Annotated in this window: 14 protein-coding genes; 4 read left to right on the forward strand and 10 right to left on the reverse strand. The window is 64.0% G+C overall.

The features are described from left to right. Nucleotides 1-6: 6 nt before the first annotated feature. Entirely contained in the window at nt 7-960 is a 954-nt protein-coding gene (locus HAP47_RS38695; RefSeq protein ID WP_021080294.1) for an ABC transporter permease, read from the reverse strand. A gap of 198 nt (nt 961-1,158) precedes the next feature. Then, nucleotides 1,159-2,811: an ABC transporter substrate-binding protein gene (locus HAP47_RS38700; protein ID WP_173640275.1), complete on the reverse strand. Its 1,653-nt coding sequence runs from the start codon at nt 2,809-2,811 to the stop codon at nt 1,159-1,161. A 210-nt stretch (nt 2,812-3,021) separates the two neighbouring features. Between HAP47_RS38700 and HAP47_RS38705 the strand changes: the two genes are divergently transcribed. Continuing rightward, entirely contained in the window at nt 3,022-4,629 is a 1,608-nt protein-coding gene (locus HAP47_RS38705; RefSeq protein WP_176396251.1) for an ABC transporter substrate-binding protein, read from the forward strand. A 205-nt stretch (nt 4,630-4,834) separates the two neighbouring features. On the opposite strand, the gene HAP47_RS38710 is transcribed toward HAP47_RS38705, so the two are convergent. Next, nucleotides 4,835-7,069 (reverse strand): CHASE2 domain-containing protein, encoded by a 2,235-nt coding sequence (locus tag HAP47_RS38710; RefSeq protein WP_173640274.1) that lies wholly within the window; start codon nt 7,067-7,069, stop codon nt 4,835-4,837. A 92-nt stretch (nt 7,070-7,161) separates the two neighbouring features. Next, nucleotides 7,162-10,920 carry a VCBS domain-containing protein gene (locus tag HAP47_RS38715; RefSeq protein WP_173640273.1) on the reverse strand — a complete coding sequence of 1,253 codons (3,759 nt, stop codon included), beginning with the start codon at nt 10,918-10,920 and terminating at the stop codon, nt 7,162-7,164. 594 nt (nt 10,921-11,514) lie between these two features. On the opposite strand from HAP47_RS38715, the gene HAP47_RS38720 reads away from it, so the two are divergent. Further along, nucleotides 11,515-12,267: a transglutaminase-like cysteine peptidase gene (locus HAP47_RS38720; RefSeq protein WP_173640272.1), complete on the forward strand. Its 753-nt coding sequence runs from the start codon at nt 11,515-11,517 to the stop codon at nt 12,265-12,267. A gap of 119 nt (nt 12,268-12,386) precedes the next feature. Here the strand turns inward: HAP47_RS38720 and HAP47_RS38725 are convergent, their stop codons facing one another. From HAP47_RS38725 to HAP47_RS38750, 6 genes are all read right to left on the reverse strand, one after another. Further along, complete coding sequence (locus HAP47_RS38725) at nt 12,387-13,586, reverse strand: ABC transporter substrate-binding protein (protein ID WP_173640271.1); 1,200 nt, start codon at nt 13,584-13,586, stop codon at nt 12,387-12,389. 136 nt (nt 13,587-13,722) lie between these two features. Beyond that, on the reverse strand, nt 13,723-15,561 hold the full coding sequence (locus tag HAP47_RS38730) for an AMP-dependent synthetase/ligase (RefSeq protein ID WP_173640270.1): 1,839 nt from the start codon (nt 15,559-15,561) through the stop codon (nt 13,723-13,725). 156 nt (nt 15,562-15,717) lie between these two features. Then, entirely contained in the window at nt 15,718-16,497 is a 780-nt protein-coding gene (locus tag HAP47_RS38735) for an ABC transporter ATP-binding protein (RefSeq protein ID WP_173640269.1), read from the reverse strand. Nucleotides 16,498-16,507: 10 nt separating this feature from the next. Next, nucleotides 16,508-17,266 carry an ABC transporter ATP-binding protein gene (locus HAP47_RS38740; RefSeq protein WP_173640268.1) on the reverse strand — a complete coding sequence of 253 codons (759 nt, stop codon included), beginning with the start codon at nt 17,264-17,266 and terminating at the stop codon, nt 16,508-16,510. Continuing rightward, complete coding sequence (locus tag HAP47_RS38745; protein WP_173640267.1) at nt 17,263-18,414, reverse strand: branched-chain amino acid ABC transporter permease; 1,152 nt, start codon at nt 18,412-18,414, stop codon at nt 17,263-17,265. Before HAP47_RS38745 ends, HAP47_RS38740 begins: the two co-directional genes overlap by 4 nt. Before the next feature lie 9 nt (nt 18,415-18,423). Beyond that, the gene (locus HAP47_RS38750) at nt 18,424-19,299 is read right to left on the reverse strand and encodes a branched-chain amino acid ABC transporter permease (RefSeq protein WP_173640266.1); all 876 of its coding nucleotides are present in this window, start codon (nt 19,297-19,299) and stop codon (nt 18,424-18,426) included. A gap of 292 nt (nt 19,300-19,591) precedes the next feature. Between HAP47_RS38750 and HAP47_RS38755 the strand changes: the two genes are divergently transcribed. Both HAP47_RS38755 and HAP47_RS38760 read left to right on the forward strand, forming a co-directional pair. Next, nucleotides 19,592-20,344 carry an ABC transporter ATP-binding protein gene (locus HAP47_RS38755; RefSeq protein ID WP_173640265.1) on the forward strand — a complete coding sequence of 251 codons (753 nt, stop codon included), beginning with the start codon at nt 19,592-19,594 and terminating at the stop codon, nt 20,342-20,344. Then, the gene (locus HAP47_RS38760; protein WP_173640264.1) at nt 20,341-21,861 is read left to right on the forward strand and encodes a permease; all 1,521 of its coding nucleotides are present in this window, start codon (nt 20,341-20,343) and stop codon (nt 21,859-21,861) included. Before HAP47_RS38755 ends, HAP47_RS38760 begins: the two co-directional genes overlap by 4 nt. The last annotated feature ends 93 nt before the right edge of the window (nt 21,862-21,954 follow it).

Below are 21,954 nucleotides of genomic sequence, written 5' to 3' on the forward strand. Positions count from 1 at the left end.
TCATGGCTAGCTCCGCTTGATGCGCGGATCGATCGCGGCCTGCGCGATGTCGACCAGGAGATTGAGCAGCACGAAGAACAGCGCCAACACCAGGATCGTGCCCTGCAGCAGCGGCAGATCGCGCTGGAAGATCGCAGAGTTCAGCAGCAGCCCCGAGCCGGGCCACGAGAACACGGTCTCGATCAGGATCGAGCCGCCGAGCATGTAGCCGAGTTGCAGACCCATCACCGCAAGCGCAGTCGGCGCCGCGTTCTTGATGACGTGGCGGAACACCCCGGTCTCGCGCAGGCCCTTGGCGCGCAACGCCTCGACGAAATCCTGGCTCAGGATGTCGCCGGTCAGCGCGCGCACCGTGCGCGTGACGATGCCCATCGGGATCACCGAGGTGGTGATCGCGGGCAGCACCAGATAGCGCAGATGCTCCCAGTCCCACGCCCAGGCGCCGGAGCCACCAGGCCCGGCACCGACCGCCGGCAGCCAGTTGAGCTGCACCGAGAAGATGATGACCAGCACCATGCCGAGCCAGTAGTGCGGCAGCGAGACGCCGGCGATGGCAATGGACGTCGCGACCTTGTCGACCCAGGTGTCGCGGAAATAGCCGGCGATCAGCCCGAATAGCAGGCCGAGCGTGAAGCCGATCATCGCGGCCGCAATCGCCAGCATCACGGTGTTGCCGACCGCGCGCATCACCTCCGACAGGACCGGCCGTCCCGTGGCGATCGAATTGCCGAGATCGCCATGGATCGCGCGCCACAGCCACAGGCCGAACTGCACCGGCAGCGGGCGATCGAAGCCGTAAGCGCTGCGCAGCTGCGCGGCGAGCTCCTGCGAGGCATCGGCCGGCAGCACCGCGACCAGCGGATCGCCGGGCGTGATGTGCACCAACAGGAAGCACACCAGCGCAACGCTGAGCACGATCGGAATGACGTAGACGATCCGTCTGGACGTATAGGCGAGCACGTTGCGTTCTTTCTTCCTTCCCCCCTTGCGGGAGAAGGTGGCGCGCGGAGCGCGCCGGATGAGGGGTTCTATCCGCGGATACAGTCATTTCATTTCAGCGAGGAGCGTCCGCGGAGACAACCCCTCACCCGGCTTCGCTGTCGCGAAGCCACCCTCTCCCACAAGGGGAGAGGGCACCTAAGAGCGCCGGGCGTTATCTCACGGCACGACCGAGACCGGCGAGAAGTCGACGAACCAGCTCTTCGGCTGCACAAAGCCCTTGACCTTCGGGCTCATCGCGCGCGGCGCAACGTCGTGAGCGACGTACAGGAACGCCGCATCATCGACCGAGGCGGCGTGCAATTCAGCGAGCGCAGCGTCGCGCGCCGCCGGTTCGAAGGTCTGGCGGGCCTTCTTCACCAGCTCATCGAACTTCGGATTGTTGATGAAACCCCAATTGTTCGAGACCGGCGGCGCCATGCCCGATTGCAGGAAGCGCACCAGCGCGAAGAACGGATCCATCGCCGCATAGGTGACGTTGGTCGCGTTCGATCCGTTGGCCGACGGATCCTTGGCGCCGCGCCGCCAGTTGGTGAACAGCGTATTCCACTCGATGACGTCGAGCTGCACATCGAAGTAGCACTCGGCCAAAGCCTGTTGCAGATACTCGTTCATCGGCAGCGGCAGCATCTGGCCCGAGCCCGACGCCGAGGTCTGGATCTTGACCGTCAGCTTCTTGTTGGGACCGAAGCCGGCCTCCTGCATCAGCTTCTGCGCGGCCGGCTTGTCGTACTTGATCTGAAAAGTCGGGTTGCCGCGCCAGGGATGGCCGGGCTCGAACGTGCCGGTGGCCGGCACCATCAGCCCCGCGAGCAGACCGTCACGCAGCCCTTCGCGATCGACGCAGAGATTGGCGGCCTTACGGACCCGGATGTCGTTCCACGGCGAACCCTCGACGCGGGAGAACTGCCACGGCCAGACATGCGGCTCCTCGTTGGAATAGAGGTTGAAGCCACGCTGCTTGATCTCGGGCAGCGCGTCGGGCGCCGGCGCCTCGATCCAGTTCACCTGGCCCGACAGCAGCGCCGCAGTGCGCGCGTTGGCCTCGGGCATCGGCAACAGCACCATCTTGTCGGCCTTTGGCACGCGGGCCTTGTCCCAGTAATTCTCGTTCTTCACCAGCTCGAGCCGCTCGCGCGGCGTGAAGCTCGACATCTTCCACGGGCCGGTGCCCGAAGCGTCCTTGGCGAACGCCGCCCATGCGGCCTGCGACTTCGCCTTGGCATCGGCACCTTCGGCCTTGTCGTAGAATTGCTGCCACTTGGCCGGGCTCGCCATGAACAAATTGGTGAGGTTGATCGGCAGGAAGCTGTCCGGCTCCTTGGTGGTCAACTCGACCGTCATGTCGTCGATCTTGCGCGCCGAGACCAAGGTCGGCATGCGCGAGGCGGTGACGCCGACCTGGCTCGCATCGTATTGCGGCGCGTCCTGCTTCAGCACCTTGTCGACGTTCCAGACCACTGCGTCGGCATTGAACGGTGAACCGTCGTGAAAGCTGACGCCGGGACGCAGCTTAAAGACCCACTTGGTCTTGTCGGAATCGTCGACCTTCCACTCGGTGGCAAGGCCCGGGATCATCGCGCTCGCCTTGTCCGACGAGGACAGGTCCCACATCGTCAGCGCGTCATACATCGTGAGCCCGGTAAAGCGATTGCCCTCAAAACCCTGGTCGGGCTGCCCGAGCGTGCGCGGAATATCGGCAGCCGTCATGCCAATGCGCAGCACGGTCTCGGCACTGGCGATCGCCGGCACACAATTGGCAATCGCAAGCGCCAGCATGATCGCCGTCGCATTGGTCTTCCTGTTACGCATCTGAGCAACCCCTTCGAAGTCTGGTGACGTTTTAGTGATTATTTCTTGGGCAAGCGTATGCAATGCCTGTGCCAAGGGGAATAGTTCTTCAGCAAATAACCGCTGGGCGCGTCATTTCTTCCCACCTCGCGCCCGAACCGTGCGAAGATGCCTATTCTGGCATCATGCTTGCAGGATTTGGCCCCGACTTCCCACCAACGGAGCCTTCATATGCGCGCGCGCAATTCGATCCTGACGGCGGCCATGGCGCTCGCCCTGACCGCGGGCTGGCCAGCCATATCAGCGCGAGCAGAGTCCATTGTGCGCTACGGCATTTCGATGGCCGACATTCCGCTGACGACCGGCCAGCCCGATCGCGGCGCCGGCGCCTATCAGTTCACGGCCTACACGATCTACGATCCGCTGGTGGCCTGGGAGATGGACGTTGCCGACCGGCCGGGCAAACTGGTGCCCGGGCTTGCGACCGAGTGGAAGGTCGACGATAGCGACAAGACCAAGTGGCGCTTCACCCTGCGCCAGGGCGTCAAATTCCACGACGGCAGCGACTTCAACGCCGACGCGGTGATCTGGAATCTCGACAAGGTGCTGAACGACAAGGCACCGCAATTCGACAAGCGGCAGAGCGCGCAGGTCAAGACCCGGCTGCCCTCGGTCGCGAGCTACGCCAAGATCGACGACCAGACCATCGAGATCACGACCAAGACGGTCGACTCCTTCTTCCCCTACCAGATGCTCTGGTTCCTGGTCTCGAGCCCCGCGCAATATGAGAAGCTCGGCAGGGACTGGGACAAGTTCGCGAGCCAACCCTCCGGCACCGGCCCGTTCAAGCTGACCAAGCTGGTGCCGCGCGAACTCGCCGAGCTGACCAAGAACCCGGACTATTGGGACAAGAAGCGGCTGGCGAAGGTCGACAAGATGATCCTGATCCCGATGCCGGAGGCGCTGACCCGCACCAACGCGCTGCTGGCCGGTCAGGTCGACCTGATCGAAACGCCGGCGCCGGACGCCGTGCCGCAGCTCAAGGCCGCCGGCATGAGAATCGTCGACAACGTGACGCCGCATGTCTGGAATTATCACCTGAGCGTGCTGCCGGGCTCGCCCTGGACCGATATCCGCCTGCGCAAGGCGCTCAACCTCGCGATCGACCGCGATGCGGTGGTTGGCCTGATGAACGGCCTAGCCAAGCCGGCCAAGGGCCAGGTCGACCCGTCGAGCCCGTGGTTCGGCAAGCCGAGCTTCGAACTGAAATACGACCTCGCGGCCGCCAAAAAGCTGGTGGAGGAAGCCGGCTATTCCAAGGACAAGCCGCTGAAGACGACCTTCATCATCGCCCAGGGCGGCACCGGGCAGATGCTGTCGCTGCCGATGAACGAATTCCTGCAGCAGAGCTTCAAGGAGATCGGCATCGATATCGACTTCAAGGTGGTCGAGCTCGAGACGTTATATGCGCATTGGCGCAAGGGCGCCGCCGACGAGATGAACGCCGGCATCACCGCCAACAACATCGCCTATGTCACCTCGGACCCGCTCTACGCCATCGTGCGGTTCTTCCATTCGGGCCAGGTGGCGCCGACAGGCGTCAACTGGGGCGGCTACAAGAATCCGAAGGTCGACGCGCTGATCGACGAGGCCAAACAGACCTTCGACAGCGCAAAGCAGGATGCGCTGCTGGCGCAGGCGCACGCGCTGATCGTCGACGATGCCGCGCTGGTGTGGGTGGTGCACGACACCAATCCGCACGCGCTGTCGCCGAAGGTGAAAACCTTCGTGCAGGCGCAGCACTGGTTCCAGGATCTGACGCAGATCGGTCTGGAGTAAGGTGTTGGTCGTCGCCGCGAAACCTCTCGACCGTCGTCCCGGCGAAGGCCGGGACCCATAATCACGAACAGGCGTTGTTGGAAAGCCGTCTGGCCGCCTGCCTATTGCCCAGCCGCGGCGTATGAGTCCGGCCTTCGCCGGGACGACACCGGATTTGTGGCGTCTATTTCGTCGTGAGCCGGGACGACAGCCGGTTTGCTGTCGCCTATTTCGTCGTCAACGCAAAGGCACCGTCCCAATCGTCCGGCGGGGGCTCCTTCTGGAAGGCGCGGATGCGCGCCTCATAGAGGCGGTAGAGATACTGCAGCGTCTGCGCCTCGTCGGTCTTGCGGCCGCGTTCGATCGCGGCGAGCGCACCGTCCCAATCCCGGCTGCGATAGCAGGCGAGCATTTCGATGGTCAGGTTGCGCAGCCGCTGGAAGCGGCCGGAACCGGCCACGTCCTCGCGGCCGGCGATCGCATAGATCACCTCGGGCTCCTTCTTGCCCTTCACCATGATGAAGTCGAGTTCGAGGATCGCGAACTTCTCCTTCACCGCGAGCGCGGTCTTCGATCCCACGATGATCGGAAAGCCGTACTCCTTGGACTGCCCCTCCAGCCGCGAGGCCAGATTGACGCTGTCGCCGAACACCGAATAGTCGAAGCGCACATCGGAGCCCATATTGCCGACCACGCAGGTGCCGGTGTTGAGACCGACCCCGATGTTGAGCGGCACATAGATGTGGCCACCCTCCTTTGCCTCCCGCTCTCGCTCCCGGTTGAGGTCGTCGACGCGCTCCAGCATGTCGAGCGCGGCGTCGCAGGCGTTGAACTGGTGCTGCTTGTCGTCGAGCGGCGCGTTCCAGAACGCCATGATGGCGTCGCCCATGTATTTGTCGATGGTGCCCTTGCGGGCAAGGATCGCGTTGGAAAGCGGGGTGAGGAAACGGTTCATCAGCGCCGTGAGGCCCTGCGGATCGCTCTTGTAGGTTTCCGAGATCGTGGTGAAGCCGCGCATGTCCGAGAGCATGATGGTCATCTCGCGCTCCTCACCGCCGAGCACGAGCCGTTCGGGCGCCTGCGCCAGCTGCTCGACCAGCGCGGGCGACATGTACCGCACGAACTGCGACCGGATCTGCCGCCGCTGCTGCTGTTCGCGCACGAAGGCGGAGAAGATCAGCGTGAGATAGATCGCCGTGGTCGACATCAGCGGATAGGTGAAATCGATCAAGAGCCGGTGCTGGGAGTAGAAATACCAGGAGGTGCCGATCAACACCGAGGCAAACAACCCGCCGACGACGACCAGCGTGACCGGACCGAACTTCGGCGCGAAGGCGATGACCAGGAGCCCCATGATCAGCGCAGCGAAGAACTCGATGCCGATGCCGTAGTTCGGTTGCGAAACCACGTCCCCGGTCAGCGCGCTCTCCAGCACCTGGGCGTGAACCTCGACACCGGGCATCGCCGGCGTCACCGGCGTGGTCTTGATGTCGTTGAGCCCGACCGAGGAGGTGCCGATCAGGATCAGCTTGCCGGCGATCCTGTCCGGCGGCACCCGCCCATCCAGCACATCGACGGCCGAGACGTAGATCGAGGGGTCACGGCGTGCGTAGTGGATCCAGAGCTGGCCATAGAGATCGGTCGGGATCGCAAAGCCCTTGATTCCGAGGCTCTGGATGCCGCCCTTGTCGGCCTTGATCAGGATGGTGCCCGAGCCGCCCGCCACTCGCAGCATTTCGAAGGTCAGCGACGGCATGGTGATGCCCTGCGCGACCATCATCATCGGCACCCGCCTGACGATGCCGTCGCGTTCCGGCCTGATCGTGAACAGGCCTCGTCCGGCCGCGGCCTCCTCGAGCACCGGCACATTGCGCAACAATCCCGGAAACTGGAACATGAAGCGCTGCGGCTCCTCGCCGAGCATCGCAAGCCCGGTGACCGGCAGCTTTTCGTTGAGGTCGGCGCGCACGTTGGGGCCGCCGGACTCGCCGAGCACCACACGCGAGTTCTTGATGGCGTCGGCCAGGATGCTGTCGTTGCTCGGCAGCTGCCGCAGCCTGGCGCGCATCTCCTCGTCGAGGCCGCTGAACGTATCGGCCGCGATAGCGGGGTTGAGACGATCGGGCTCGGAGAACACCGCGTCGAACGCGATCACCACGGCGCCGAGCCGGGTGAGATTGATGACGATGTCGGCGAGCCGCGTCCGCGGCCACGGCCATTGCCCGAGCCGGGGATCGGCGAGGCTCTTCTCGTCGATATCGACGATGGTGACGGGCCGCGCGGTCTTCTGGCGCGGCTCGATCACCTGCAAGGTGTCGAACGTCCTGACGCGAAGCTCCTGAATCGGGCCCGGATCCGCCATCCGCAGCGCGGCAATGCCGATCAAAAGCGCCACGCAGACCAGCCGCGCATAGCCGAAGCGCCGTCCGAACCACCTTCGTATCGCCTTCAGCCGTCTCATGCCGTCTGGATATCACGCGCGGAGAGTTGTTCCAATCGAGCAGACGTTGCGCAATGCGGGATCCAGCCGGCCTTTTCAGGAGGCCGACGCCATCACGTATAATGAATGATGAAGTCGTTCTGGGACAAACTCGCCTTCGCGACATTGTGCAACGTGATCGTGTCTGCACTGTCGATCGTGACCAGCGTATCCGCCGAATTCGTCGGCGAAGTCGCCACATGCTGATCGAACCAGCTGCTGAAGGTGCTTGTCGAGACGACCGTGGACAGGTCGATCTGGTCCTGGCCCGGCGTAAAGTTCAGGATCGTGTCGTGATTGAAGTTCGGCGCAAACACGAACTTGTCCTGATAGCCCGATCCGAAGAACACGTCCTTGTCGCCGGTGCCCGTCAGCGTGACCGGCTGAGACGGATTTTGCTGGACGTTGAAGATCAGGTTGAGCGTATCGCTCGCGCCATGGCCGTCGGTCACGGAGAGCGCGATCTTGTCGGTCGCCGGCGGGGTCTGGCCCGGGTCGTAGACAAGGCCCGGCGACCCGAGCGCGGTGTTGATATCCGGGAGATGGCCGAGCAGCAATGGCGGCGCGACGCTGCTGCCCGAACCGGGGTTCGTCGCGGCCGCCAGGGTGAAGTTCTCGTTGGCGCCGGCATCGACATCCGTCACGGTCAGGCCGGAGATCGTTTCGGTCCCGTTGGGATTGTCGGTGATGCTGATGTTGTCGGCATGGATCACCGGCGCGTCGTTGGCGCCGACGACATCGACCGTCAGCGTCGCCGTCCCGGTGGCGCCATGCGCATCGATGGTCTCGACGGTGAACGTATCGGCATAGGTGCCCTTGGCCAGCGCGTTGATCGCGGCGGCGTCAGGAACGTAGCTGTAGGTGCCGTCGGCGTTGACGGTGAGCGAGCCGTAGAGGCCCGCGATCGACGAGTTGACCGCGACGTGGTCCGCATTGAGGGCGGCATAGGTCAGCGTCGCGGTCTCGCCATCGTCGACGTCATGGCCATGCAGCGCACCGGTGAGCGGGCTGAACGTGTCGTAGGCAGCGGTATCGGTGAGCGTGCCGGCGTTGACGTCAGCCAGCGTCGGCGCGTCGTTGGCGCCGTTGATCGTGATCGTCACGGGCTGGGTGATGACACCGCCATGATGGTCGTCGATCTGGATCGTATAGGTCAGCGTCAGGGTCTCGCCGGCGGCGAGATAGTCGAAATTCTGGTCCGCGGCCGAGAAGGTCCAGGCCTGCGATCCGTTCACGTGGCCGGTCGAATCCGTCAGGGTCCCCAGCGAGAGCCAGTTCAGGACCGTGGACTCGTCCTCAGGCAGGCCGCTGGTCGTGCCGGATTCCGCGACGCCGGTGATGGACACGGTATGGCTGTCGCTGAGATCGACGTCGGCAAACGCCACCACGCCTTGGGCCGTGTCCGGCTTGGTCGAGCCGGTCTCGCCGATCGCCTCGGAGATCGAGGTGGTCGACGGTTGCGATGTGAATGTCGGGGTGTCGTTGGTGCCCGTGATGGTGATCGTGACGGGCTGGGTGACGACGCCGCCGTGGTGGTCGTCGACCTGGATCAGGTAGGTCAGCGTCAGCTTCTCGCCGGCCGCCAGATAGTCGAAATTCTTGTCGGCGGCCGAGAACGTCCAGGCATTGGATCCGGTGACGCCGCCGGTCGTATCCTTCAGCGTGCCGAGCGAGAGCCAGCTCAGGATCGTTGCCTGATCGGGCAGCCCGGTGGTCACGCCCGTTTCGGTGACACCGGCCACGGTGACGCTGTGGGTGTCGCTGAGATCGGCATCGGTGAAGGTCACGGTGCCGGACGCGCTATCCGGATTCGCCGAACCGGTTACGCCCTCGGCCTCGGTGATGGCTGCCGCCTGGGTCGGCGAGGTGATCACCGGCTTGTCGTCGGTTCCGACGATCGTGATCGTGATGGGGACCGTGACGACGCCACCATGATGGTCGTCGATCTGGACGGTGTAGATCAGCGTCAGCGTTTCGCCGGCGGCGAGATAATCGAAACTCTTGTCGGCGGCCGAGAACGTCCAGGAGCGCGATCCCATCAAACCGTCGGTCGAATCGGTCAGTGTGCCCAGCGACAGCCAGCTCAGCATGGTGGCCTGGTTGGGAATTCCGCCCGTGAAGCCGGTCGCGGTGACGCCGGTGATGGCGACCGTGTGCGTGTCGGTCAAATCCGCATCGGTAAACGTCACCGTGCCATGCGCCGCATCTTGCACGGCGGAATTCGTCGTCCATGGCAGTTCGGTGATCGAACCGGCCTGCGCCGGGGACGTCACGACCGGCGTGTCGTTGGTGCCGGTGATCGTGATCGTGATGGTCTTGAATGCGGTCTCGTTGCTCGGCGTGTAGTTGTTATCGACGCGCACCATGTAGGTCAGCGTCAGCGTTTCGCCGGCGGCGAGGAAGTCGAAGGCGCCGTCGGCAAGGCTGTAAGTCCAGGTCGCCGAGCCGATGTTGCTGTTCAGCGGATTGGGGGCGAGCAGCACCGGGACCTCGACGGCCGCGATGGCCGCCTGTTCCGCCGCCGTCAGCGACGAGGTGACGTCGTTGCCGCCGGCGTCGTGGTAGCTGAACGTGCTGAAGTTGATGGTTGCAGTCGGCTTGTCGCCGAGGTTGACGTCCACCCACGTGATCTGGCCGGTCACCGTGTCGAACACCGTGCTATGGGTCTGTCCGGCCTGTTCGGTGAACGCCGCATTCTGTGTCACGACATGCGGCGGTCCGGGGATGTGGTCGGACTTGATGGGCGCGGCCTGCGACCCGGAATTGTTGGCCAACCCCAGCAAAAAGCTGATCGGCACGATGGCGTCGCCGGTCGCGAGCTTCAGGCCGATCGTGACCGGGACGACGCTGTCCGTGAAGTTCGTCGTGAGCTTGGTGTTGGGATTCGAATTGTCGGTGAACTTCAGCGCGAAGACGTCGGAGATCAGCTTCTGCGCGTCGGTCGACAGTTGCGCCGACGAGACGAAGCTGACGCTGCCCTGGCCGTTGACGATGGTCTGGGTGCCGGCCTGATCGACGGTTGCGATCGGATTGAGCGTCGTCTTGTCGAACAGGATGTAGGAGCCGGTGGAGCCGTCGGGCTCGACCAGCACCTGGAATTTGGCCGGCGGCACGCCGCCCGTACCCTGGACGTCGAAATCGATCTCGACCAGCACCGCTGTGCCGCGGATGCCCATGGTCGCGACCGGCGTATCGACCTTCATGTCGCCATGCTTGGCGGTCGCGCCGGCAACGAACGAGATCGTGCCGGAGACGAGGCTCATCAGCGACGAATTGCTCGACCCGTTCGGGTCGTAGATCATCTCGTTCAGCACCATCTTGGCATTCGGTCCGAGACCGAACACGGTGCCGTCGATGAAGGTGATGCCGAGCGTCGAGTCGCCGCCGGACTGCACCACGTCGCCCTTGTAGACGTTGTCGCCCTGGTTGAGGACGACCGAGACGCCGTTGCGGATCGCGGTGGCGTTGCCCGCCAGCTTGGTGACGTGGCCGATGACCTTCGCCGGTTCCACCGCGCCGCCGGCCTGGGCATATTGGGTGTGGCCGGTGAGCGCATTGACGAGATCGCCGCTAAGATGCGCGCCTTCAGGCGACGCCAGGGCCGCGTGTTTCTCGCCCTTGAAGTAGTCGTGCAGGACGAGTTCCCGGTCGTCCTTCGAGATGACGAGATCGAGCCCGGTCCGCTTGAAGTCGCCGGTGAACAGCAATTGCCCGTCGTCGACGGTGATCGCGCCGGGCGGAGCGTGTGTGGAAACGCTGTCGAAATGCGCCGACCCACGGGCATAAGCTTCCGCGTTCGGCAAATGGCCGTCGAATTTCTCGACAAAGTTCACTGCGGATCACCGCACGAAGGTTAATATTGGTAGAATATCCGAATGATTACGCCTGCATATCATCGGATAAAGCTTCGCGAAACCATCCTGTGCTTTCGCAAGGTGCTCTGATTGCGCGGTTTGACTGGGGGTCACTTGGCTCACGCTCTCTCGAGTCGTGTAGTTCTGACTTATTTGACGGTACCAGGAGATGGGATTTGGGCCAAGATGGGTACTGAGCCACGTATTCGTGGTATTAACTGGCATTTCTCTACTTACCTTTACTTCCTCGCAGCCCCGAGAGGGCATTTGACCCCAATTTTCCGGCTAAAGCTGTGACCTGGCTTACAAATCGCAGCTATCCCGTGCGCGGACCGGCCGGGTTAACCAGAAGGCAACGATGAGGCGTTTTGCGGTGGAAAAAGGTTCGCCGGTCCGTTTCACAAACCGGTAAAGTTTTCGGGACCCGGACCACATGCCCTTCAGCCTGCTGCCCGGTTTCCCCACATCTTAAGTCGATTCGAAGGGATCGTTGGCCATGCTGTCGGCATGAAACGATCCGATCGCGTGCGCGGTGCAGTATCCACCCGTCGATGAGCGGACAGGGGGTGTCACATGGGTAACTCGCTTCGCTCGTTTGCGCTGCGCGCCGTCATGCTGGGCTTGGGCCTGGCCCCGGCCGCGCCGATTGCCGAGCTCAATGCCGCCTCGGTGCTTTCGCCCGGCCCGGCGACACTGCTCAGAAAGTCGACCGAACCGTTCGGCCTGTCGACCAGCCTGCTTGCCGGCGGCGGCCTGCGCGACAAATGGCTCGGCGTGCAGCGCCAGCTTGCCGACGAATTGACGCAGCTCGCAGCCTGTGAGAGCGATCGCGCGGGGTGTGCGTCGCCGGAGGCGTTGCGATTCCTGGCGATCGTCGATGCCGGACGCGCGCGCACCGGTCGCGCCCGTCTCGGCGAGATCAACCGCGCGATCAATCTGGCGATCCGCCCCGGCAGCGATCTCGCGACCTATGGCGAGCCCGACGTCTGGGCCACGCCGCTCGCCACCTTTGCCCGCGGCAGCGGCGATTGCGAGGACTATGCGATCGCGAAATTCGTGGCGCTCGGCAAGGCCGGCGTCGCGCCGGAAGATTTGCGCATCGTCGTGATGCATGACCTGCTCGGTGGCGAGGACCATGCCGTGGTCGCGGCGCGGCTCGACGGCCACTGGCTCACGCTCGACAACCGCCGCATGGCGATGATCGAGGACGCCGACATCAGGAGTTTTCGGCCGACCTTCGTCATCGACCAGAACGGCGTCAGCCATTATGTCGATGCACCGCTCGTCACCGAGGCCGCTTGGCGGTCGGCAGCGGCGGTGAATTGAGCACGACAATCAAGTTACCTTTGCGTCATTGCGAGCGAAGCGAAGCAATCCATCGCTCCACGGAGGGATGGATTGCGTCGTCGCTCTGCTCCTTGCAATGACGGAGTTGTGGCCGCCTCTCAGAACATCAAATTATCCTTCACCAGCACCCAGCGGCCGCCCTTGACCTGCTGCACCTGGGTGATGGTGTTGGCGAGATGATCGGTCTTGGAGAACTTGGTCGGCGGCGAGCTGAAGATGTCGAGGAACTTGTCGCCCGACTCCAGCGCGTCCAGCATCTTCTGGCCGGTGAGATCCTTGCCGGCCTTCTGCGCGTAGAACGCGAAGGTCATCACCGCGTTGTAGCCGATGATCGCCTGCGTGTTGGCCTCGCTGTTGAACATCTTCTTGTAGTTGATGAGCCAGTCCTTCACCTTGCCCTTGGCCGTGTCCTCGTAGGGAATCTCGAAGCCCGACGCTGCGTAGAGGCCCTCGACGGCTTCCTTGCCGAGCGCCGGCACTTCAAGCACGTTGGTCGGCGTGGCGCCGAGGAAGGTGACGTCCCAGCCGAGCTTCTTCGCCTCGTTCATGGCGCCGATGGTCTCGCGGATCACGGTGCCGAGCACGACGAGGTCGCAGCCGTCGGACTTCATCTTGGCAACCTGCGCCGAGAAGTCGGAGGCGCCGCGCTTGTAGCTCGTGACCGAGGCAGGCTGCACCTTCATCGCGGCGAGCTGCTGCGTGAAGCCGTCAAGCACGTTCTTACCGTACTCGTCGTCCTGGTGCATGATGCAGGGCTTCTTGAAGTTCTTCCACTCCATCATGTACTTGATCGCGGCGCGGGTGCTCTCGACATAGGGCAGCAGGTTGTTGAACTTCAGCCGCTCCTGCGGCTTGGCAGGATCGAACTTGAAGGTGAACTCGGCGGCGGTCAGCGGGAACAGCTGCAGCACGCCGGCATCGAACAGGATGTCCTGCGCGGCGAGCACGGTCGGCGAGCCCATCGGGCCGATCATCGCGAAGATCTTGTCGCGCTCGACCATCTTCTGCGAGGCCAGCACGGCTTTCTTCGGGTCGTAGCCATTGTCTTCCAGGATCATCTTGATCTTGCGGCCGTTGATGCCGCCGCTGGCGTTGATTTCCTCAACCGCCATCTTCATGCCATTGGACACCGGAACGCCCCAGACCTTGATCGGACCGGACAAATCCTGATGCGTTCCGATCACGATCTCGGTCGGCGAGATGCCTTCATTGGTGACCTTGGTCTGAGCTGCGGCCGGCAGACAGGTCAGCGCCAGCGCGCTCACCGCAAGGCCCAGCGCCTTCAGCGATTTCGACATTGCAGTCTCCTCCTTACATGGCCCATGTTGAGCGAAGGGTCGGGCCTGCTCGCTCCCTCGCCAATTCCTCGTCGTCGCCTCTCTCCTTGAGCATGATCCATTCGGAAAACCGCTTCACACTTTTCCGGATCATGCTCTACGCAACCGCCCGCGCGCCATACATGGCGTCGATCTCGGCCGCGTAACGCTCGTTCACGAAATTGCGCTTCAGCTTCATGGTCGGCGTCAGCTCCTCGTCCTCGGGCGTGAGCTGGCGCTCGATCAGGTAGAATCTCTTGATGGTCTCGACGCGCGCGAACTTCGCGTTGACCGCCTCAATCTCGCGCTGGATCAGGTCCTGGATCTCGCGGGCACGGCACAGGCTCGCGTAGTTGGTGAAGGGGATGTCCTGATCCTGGGCGTATTTCTCGACATTCTCCTGATCGATCATGATCAGGCAGGTGAGATAGGGCCGCTTGTCGCCGATCACGACCGCATCGGAGACGTAAGGCGAGAATTTGAGCTGGTTCTCGATCTCCGACGGCGTGATGTTCTTGCCGCCGGAGGTGATGATGATGTCCTTCATCCGGTCGGTGATCTTCACATAGCCTTCATTGTCGATCGCACCGACGTCGCCGGTGTGCAGCCAGCCCTTCGCGTCGATCGTCTCGGCGGTCTTCTCCGGCTGGTTGAGATAGCCCATGAACAGGAAGTCGCCCTTGATCAGGATCTCGCCCTTCGGGCAGATCATCACCTCGCCCCAGGGCGCGGCCTTGCCCACCGAGCCGAGCTTGATGCGGTCCGCCGGCATCATGGTCGCGACGCCGCAATTCTCGGTCTGGCCGTAGACCTCGCGCATGTCGATGCCGAGCGCGAGATACCAGCGGATCAGATCCGGCGAGATCGGCGCCGCACCGGTCAGTGCGATCCGGCAGCGGTCGAGCCCGAGCATGCGGCGGATGTTGCGGAACACCAGCCAGTAGGCCGCGCGGTTGGCGAGCCGCAGCGACAGCGGCGGCGTCTCGCCCTCCAGCCGGCACTCGGTCATCCGGTTGCCGATCGCAAGCGCCCGGGCGTACATCCAGTTCTGGAACGGGGTCGCGTCCTTCAGCGCGATGGTGATGCCGGAATAGAACTTCTCCCAGATCCTGGGCACCGCGAGGAATGCAGTCGGCTGCACCTCGCGCAGATTGTCCGGCACCGTCTCCGGGCTCTCGGCAAAATTCATCACCGAGCCCAGCGCGAGCGAGATGTAGTAGCCACCGACCCGCTCGGCGACATGGCAGAGCGGCAGGAACACCAGCCGCTCCTCGCTGTCCGTCGAGGGGTAGAGATCGTTGGCGTGGCGCATCTGGTGCGTGACGCTGCGGTTGGAATGCATCGCGCCCTTGGGCGGGCCCGTGGTGCCCGACGTATAGACCAGGATCGCGAGATCGGAGGCGGTGCGGCTGCCGGTCATCTCGTCCCACAGGGCATCATTGTCCTGCGCATGGTTGCGGCCGAGCGCGGTGAATTCGGCGAGCGAGAGCACCATCGGATCGGAGAAGCCGGAGAGGCCCTCCATGTCGAACACGACGATCTTTTCCAGCGTCGGACAGCGCGACCGGCAGGTCAGCACCTTGTCGAGCTGCTCCTCGTCCTCGACGAAGATCGCCCGCGTGCGGGAATCATTGACGAGGTATTCGACCTGCGCCGCCGAATCGGTCGGATAGATGCCGGAGGACACGCCGCCGGCGCACAGGATGCCCATGTCGGCATAGACCCATTCCGGCACCGCGTTGGCGATGATCGAGGCGACGTCGCCGGGGCGGAAGCCGGTCGCATGCAGGCCGAAGGCGATGTCCCTGGATATCTGCAGCCATTCGTGCCAGCTGGTCGGCTGCCAGATGCCGAACTTCTTCTCGCGGATTGCGGGCCTGTCGCCACGCGTTTGCACCGCGAGCAGAAAGCTCCTCGCGATCGTGTCGGCAACCGTCAGCACCGCTGGTCCTGCCATGCGCGCTCCCTCCTCTGCCGCTTGCCTCACCCGCCGGCTCGAATGCCGGTCTTGTTCGCGAAGCAGGCCTGAAATCTAGCTCCAACTCGCTCTCAGCGCCAAACCTTCCTCGGCCAACTTTAGTCGACGCCTACCTTCGTCAGCGCCAACCTTGCTTCAGCGCCAGGTCTTCTTCTTCTTCCAGCGCCGCTCGCCCCGCGCGCCGGCTTCCTTGGCGCCGAGGTAGAACTCCTGGATATCGGGCGAATTCAACAGCCGCTCGCAGGTGTCGTTCATGACGACGCGGCCGATCTCCAGCACATAGCCGTAATGCGCCGTCTCCAGCGCGATCTTGGCATTCTGCTCGACCAGCAGGATCGACATGCCCTGCTCCTCATTGACGCGGCGGATGATGGTGAAGATCTCCTTCACCAGGATCGGCGACAGCCCGAGCGACGGCTCGTCCAGCAGCAGCAGCGTCGGCCGGTTCATCAGCGCCCGCCCGATCGCAAGCATCTGCTGCTCGCCGCCCGAAAGCTGCCCGGCGGGCTGGCCGAGCCGCTCCTTCAGCCGTGGAAAATACCCGTAGACGCGCTCGAGGTCCTGCGCCACACCGTCGCGGTCCTTGCGCAGATAGGCGCCCATCATCAGGTTCTCGCGCACCGACAGGAACGGAAACACCTCGCGTCCCTCCGGCACGTGGCTGAGGCCGAGCCGCACGATCCGGTCGGCCTCCATGCGCTGGATCGGCTTGCCGAGGAATTCGATCGACCCTTTCTGCGGATCGAGGATGCCGGAGATCGTCTTCAAGACCGTGGTCTTGCCGGCGCCGTTGGCGCCGAGCAGCGTCACGATCCGGCCGCGCGGCACCTCGAGGCTGATGCCGCGGATCGCCATGATCGGCCCGTAATAGCTCTCGATGTTGGAGAGTTTCAGGATGATGTCTGCTGCGCTCATGGCATCATCCTCATGCGCCGAGATACGCTGCGACGACGTCGGGATGGTGCTGCACCTCGGACGGGGAGCCCATCGCCAGCACACGGCCGTAGTTCAGCGCGATGACGCGGTCGGAGACGCGGTTGACCAGCGTCATGTCGTGCTCGACCATCAGCACCGTGATGCCGAGCTCGCTCTTCATATCGCGGATCCAGAACGACATGTCGTCGGTCTCCTCAACGTTGAGGCCGGATGACGGCTCGTCGAGCAGGATCAGCTTCGGCTCCGAGCACAGCGCCCGCGCCAGCTCGATCACCTTGCGCACGCCGTAAGGCAGCCCCGAGATCAGCTTGTCGCGGTACGGCTCGAGATCGAGGAATTCGATCACCTGCTCGACCCGGCGGCGATGCGCCTTCTCGCCGGCCCGGACGCTCGGCAGGAACAAGAGTTCCTGCCAGAGCCGGGTGGTGGAATGGCGATGGCGGCCGACCAGGAGATTGCTCAGCACGGTCGCATTCTCGAACAGCTCGATGTTCTGGAAGGTGCGCGCGATGCCGAGCCTGGCGATGTCGTAGGAGGGCTGCTGGGTGATGTCCTGATCCTCGAAGAAGATCTTGCCCGAGGTCGGCGGATAGATCCGCGAGATCAGGTTGAAGATCGAGCTCTTGCCGGCGCCATTGGGCCCGATGATCGAGAGGATCTCGCCCTTCTCCACCGCGAAGCTGACGGCATCGACCGCCTTGAGGCCGCCGAAATGCAGGGACAGGTTCTCGGCGCGGAAATAGCTCATCGGTTCCGCTCCGATTTCACATAGATCTTCTGCCGCTTGAAGGTCGCGCGCTTGTACAGCGGGAACAGCTGGAAGAAGAGCTTGATCTTGAGCCAGCGGCCATAGAGCCCGAGCGGCTCGAACAACACGAACACCACGATGATGATGCCGTAGATCGCGCCCTTCAGCCCGTTGGCGGAGGCGAAGGCTGCGACCGCATCCTGGATGTGCCCCGCGCGCTCCGTGCCGGCGCCGAACGTGGCAGCGACGCCGCCGATCACGCCGGGCATGTCGTCCTTCAGATAGGTCAGGAACGGATCGATCATGACCAGGAAGATCGCGCCCAGCACCGCGCCATGCAGGCTGAAGGTGCCGCCGATCAGGATCACGATGATGAACTCGATCGAGAGCTGCAAAGTGAACATCTCGGGCGAGATGAAGGAGAGCTTGTGGGCGAACAGCACACCGGCAAAGCCGGTGATCGCCGCCGAGATCGCGAACGACTTCACCTTGTAGAGCGCGACGTTGATGCCCATGCTGCGCGCGGCGGTCTCGCTGTCGCGGATCGCGACAAAGGCGCGCCCGGTCGGCGAGCGCAGCAGATTGAGCGTGCCGACGATGGTCAGCACCAGTACCGCGAGGCAGAGATAGTAGAAGGTTGGGCCATCGCGCGATACCGTGGAGCCGAACAGCTGAATGGTCTTGACCCGCATGCCCTCATTGCCGTGGGTCACGCTTTCCCAGCGCGCCAGGATTTCCTCGACGATGAAGGCAAACGAGATCGTCGCGATCACCAGATAGATGCCCTGCAGCCGCAACGCCGGAAATCCGACCAGCGCGCCGACCACGCCGGTCAACAGTCCCGCCGCGAGGAAGTAGACCGGAAACGGCACGTTGAATTGCTGCAGATAGGCCGCCGTGTAGGCGCCGATCGCCAGAAACGCGGCATGGCCGAGCGAGGCCTGTCCGGTGAAGCCGGTCAGGATCATGAGCCCGACACCGACGGTCGCATAGATGCAGACGAAGACGAGCTGGCTCATCAGGTAGCTGGAGAGCAGGTAGGGCGCGATCAGCAGCACCGCCAGCAACAGGCCATAAGAATAGAAGTAACCGGAATGCGGGAACAGCCTGATGTCGTCTTCGTAGTCGGTCTTGAAGAGAAACCGCATGCTTGCTCCTCAGACCTTCTTGCGGACGTGAAGGCCGAACAGGCCCTCGGGCTTGAGCAGCAGCACCGCGAGCAGCACGATATAGGGCGCGACGTCTTTCCATCCCTGCGGCAGATAGAAGCCGGCCATGCTTTCGATCACGCCGATCAGGACGCCGCCGACCACCGCGCCCGGGATCGAGCCGAAGCCGCCGAGCACCGCGGCCGGAAACGCCTTCAGTCCCAGCACCAGGCCGACATTGGAATGGATGAAGGTGATCGGCGCCAGCAGCACGCCGGCGCAGGTGGCCACGGCCGCCGAGATCGCCCAGACGATCGAGACCACGCGCTTGACCGGGATGCCCATGTAATAGGCAGCCAGCATATTCTCGGAGCTGGCGCGCATCGCGGTGCCGAGCATAGTGCGGTTGAAGAACAGATAGAGCAGCGCGCACAGGATGACCGTCGCCGCGATCACCGACAGCTTGTCATAGGCGAGCACCAGACTGCCGATCCTCAAGACGCCCTGGCTGAACGGCGTTTCGATCTTGAAGTCGTCGGTGCCCCAGATCATGCCGGCGACCGAGCGCAGGAAATAGCCGAGCCCGATCGTCGCCATGATGATGGAGAACTGCGGATAGCCGAGGATCGGCCGCACCACCAGCCGCTCGGCCAGCATGCCGAACAGCGCCATGCAGATCACCGCGCCGGCGAAGCCGACCCAGTAATTCAGCCCGAGGATGCCGATGAAGGTGAAGGCGAAAAAGCCGCCCAGCATCATCAAATCGCCTTGCGCGAAATTGACGACCTCGGTTGCCTTGTAGACCAGCACGAAGCCGAGCGCGATCAGGCCGTAAACGCAGCCGAGCGCGATGCCGCTGACGAGCTGCTGAACAAAGTCCAGCATCGTTCCCTCCCCGATGCCCGGCGATTCTTCCCGATCGCTCGTTGCATCCCGCCTTCGCGCCCTTGTGTCGGAAGCACTGAAAGCCGCCTATGTCCGCCCCGATTGAGCCAAAAGGCCCGTTCGCTGTCAACAAACCGCTGATCCGGCTGTATCATCACATTTGCGGAGATATGCCGCAGCACGGACTAATACGGATATCGCGTTCGATTTGCCCCGTGTGATTCACTGCACCGAAACGGTTTTTGTCCAAGCTTGCGCAACCGACGAGCGAACTCCCGGATCGCCACGCACCATGACTTCGGAACTGTCTGCACTCGCCGTGCGAGGGTTAACCAAGCGTTTTGACCGCCCGGCGGTCGACGCGCTCGATCTCACCGTCCGTATCAGCGAGTTCTATGCGCTGCTCGGGCCGAACGGTGCCGGCAAGACCACGACGCTGCGCATGGTGGCGGGCCTGCTGCGGCCCGATGCCGGCTCGGTGTCGATCCTCGGCATCGATGCGCTGGCCGACCCGGTCTCAGCCAAGCAGATCATGGCCTGGGTGTCCGACGAGCCGATGATCTACGACAAGCTGACGCCGCTCGAATATCTCGAATTCGTCGCCGGCCTGTGGGGCATCGATCCCCGCACGTCGGAGAAGTCGGCGCGCAATCTCCTGGTGTCGCTCGGGCTCGAGCCGCATCTCAACGAGCGCTGCGAGGGCTTCTCCAAGGGCATGCGCCAGAAGGTGGCGCTCGCCGGTGCGCTGGTGCACGATCCCCGCCTGATCATTCTCGATGAACCGCTGACCGGCCTCGACGCGCTGTCGGCGCGTCACGTCAAGGGACTGCTGCAGGAGCGCGTCCGCGCCGGCTGCACCGTGATCATGACCACTCACATTCTCGAGGTCGCCGAGCGCATGGCCGACCGGATCGGCGTGATCGCGGCCGGCAGGCTGATCGCCGAGGGCACGCTGGCCGAGCTGCGCGAGCAGAACGGCCGCAACGACACCACCCTCGAGGACATGTTCATCGCGCTGGTCGATACCGAGGCGGCCGCCGCGTGAGCTCGATAGCCCACCTCACCTGGTTCGCCCGCCACGAATTCCGCCTGGCGTGGCGCGAATGGCTGGCGATGATGACCGGCGGCCGGCGCCGGCGCAATCACGCCGTCATCGGCCTGCTGATCTTCGCGGCGATCCTGCATCTGCCGGCCTATGCCGTGGTCGCCCGCTATGTCGACCTGCGGTTTCCGCTCGATCCCTCCTCGCTGATCGTGCTGACCGCGACGATCTTCCTGTCCTGGGCGCTGATGCTCTCGCAGGCGATCGAGTCGGTGACGCGGGTGTTCTACGCCCGCGCCGATCTCGACCTGATCATGTCGTCGCCGGCGAAACTCACCAACATCTTCTCGATCCGGATCGCCGCGATCGCGCTGACGGTGAGCAGCATGGCGCTCTTGCTGTCGACGCCGTTCATCGACGTGCTGGTGTACCTCGGCGGCGCACGCTGGCTCGCCGGCTTCGGCGTCGTCCTTGCGATCGGGCTGTCGGCGGCTGCCGCGGCGATCGCCGTCACCGCGTTGCTGTTTCGCCTGATCGGACCGGGCCGGACGCGGCTGGTGGCACAGATCGTCTCCGCCGTCATCGGCGCCGGCTTCGTCATCGCGTTGCAGGTCGTCGCCGTGCTGTCCTACGGCACGCTGTCGCGCTTTGCCTTTCTGACCTCGGATACCGCGGCACGAATTGCCCCGGTCCTCGACAGCCTCGTCTGGTGGCCGGCGCGCGCATCGCTCGGCGATTTCGAAATCATGATGCTGCTGCTCGCCACCGCGCTCGTGCTGCTCGGCGGCGTGATGGCGGTGTTCGCGCCGCGGTTTGCCGACACCGTCGCGCGCGTCGCAGCCAATCCGGCCACGGTCACGCAAGGACGCGCCCGCGCGTTCCGGACCGGCTCGCGGCAGCAGGCGCTGCGCCGCAAGGAATTCCTGCTGCTGCGCCGCGATCCGTGGCTGCTGTCGCAGAGCCTGATGCAGATGCTCTATTTGCTGCCGCCGGCGCTGATGCTGTGGCGAACCTTCTCCGGCACGTCGACCGCGATCGTGCTGATCACGCCTGTCATCGTGATGGCCGCAGGCCAGCTCGCCGGCGGACTGGCGTGGCTGACCATCTCGGGCGAGGACGCGCCCGATCTGGTGGCGACCGCGCCGCTGCCGCCGGCGCGCGTGACCCGCGCCAAGGTCGAGGTCGTCCTGATCGCGATCGCCGCCGTCTTCGCGCCGCTGGTGGCCGCGCTGGCATTCGCCTCGCCGGGGCAGGCCGCGGTGACGGCGATCGCGATCGTCATCGCGACCGCATCCGCCGCCGCGGTCCAGCTCTGGTTCCGCGCGCAGGCCAAGCGCAGCCAGTTCCGCCGGCGCCAGACCTCCTCCCGCATCGCAACCTTCGCGGAAGCCTTCTCCTCGATCGGTTGGGCCGCAACCGCCGCCCTGGCCCTGACGATCCCGACGGCCGCATTCGTCAGCGGCATTCTGACGCTGTTGACGCTCGCGATCGCCTGGAAGATCAGCCCGCGCCGCGCGTAGGAACCACGCCAAAGCATGATCCGGAAAAGTGCGAAGCGGTTTTCCGAAAAGATCATGCTCAAACAAGGAGCTAAAGCGCGATGACGATTCAAC

The sequence above is a fragment of the Bradyrhizobium sp. 41S5 genome, from assembly GCF_011516665.3.
Lineage (GTDB): Bacteria > Pseudomonadota > Alphaproteobacteria > Rhizobiales > Xanthobacteraceae > Bradyrhizobium > Bradyrhizobium quebecense.

Bases quoted from the DNA above. Each gene is read 5' to 3' on its own strand.
- HAP47_RS38730 (WP_173640270.1), bottom strand. From the start codon at position 15,561: ATGGCAGGACCAGCGGTGCTGACGGTTGCCGACACGATCGCGAGGAGC.
- HAP47_RS38740 (WP_173640268.1), bottom strand. From the start codon at position 17,266: ATGAGCTATTTCCGCGCCGAGAACCTGTCCCTGCATTTCGGCGGCCTC.
- HAP47_RS38755 (WP_173640265.1), top strand. From the start codon at position 19,592: ATGACTTCGGAACTGTCTGCACTCGCCGTGCGAGGGTTAACCAAGCGT.
- HAP47_RS38750 (WP_173640266.1), bottom strand. From the start codon at position 19,299: ATGCTGGACTTTGTTCAGCAGCTCGTCAGCGGCATCGCGCTCGGCTGC.
- HAP47_RS38735 (WP_173640269.1), bottom strand. From the start codon at position 16,497: ATGAGCGCAGCAGACATCATCCTGAAACTCTCCAACATCGAGAGCTAT.
- HAP47_RS38710 (WP_173640274.1), bottom strand. From the start codon at position 7,069: ATGAGACGGCTGAAGGCGATACGAAGGTGGTTCGGACGGCGCTTCGGC.
- HAP47_RS38720 (WP_173640272.1), top strand. From the start codon at position 11,515: ATGGGTAACTCGCTTCGCTCGTTTGCGCTGCGCGCCGTCATGCTGGGC.
- HAP47_RS38705 (WP_176396251.1), top strand. From the start codon at position 3,022: ATGCGCGCGCGCAATTCGATCCTGACGGCGGCCATGGCGCTCGCCCTG.
- HAP47_RS38745 (WP_173640267.1), bottom strand. From the start codon at position 18,414: ATGCGGTTTCTCTTCAAGACCGACTACGAAGACGACATCAGGCTGTTC.
- HAP47_RS38700 (WP_173640275.1), bottom strand. From the start codon at position 2,811: ATGCGTAACAGGAAGACCAATGCGACGGCGATCATGCTGGCGCTTGCG.
- HAP47_RS38725 (WP_173640271.1), bottom strand. From the start codon at position 13,586: ATGTCGAAATCGCTGAAGGCGCTGGGCCTTGCGGTGAGCGCGCTGGCG.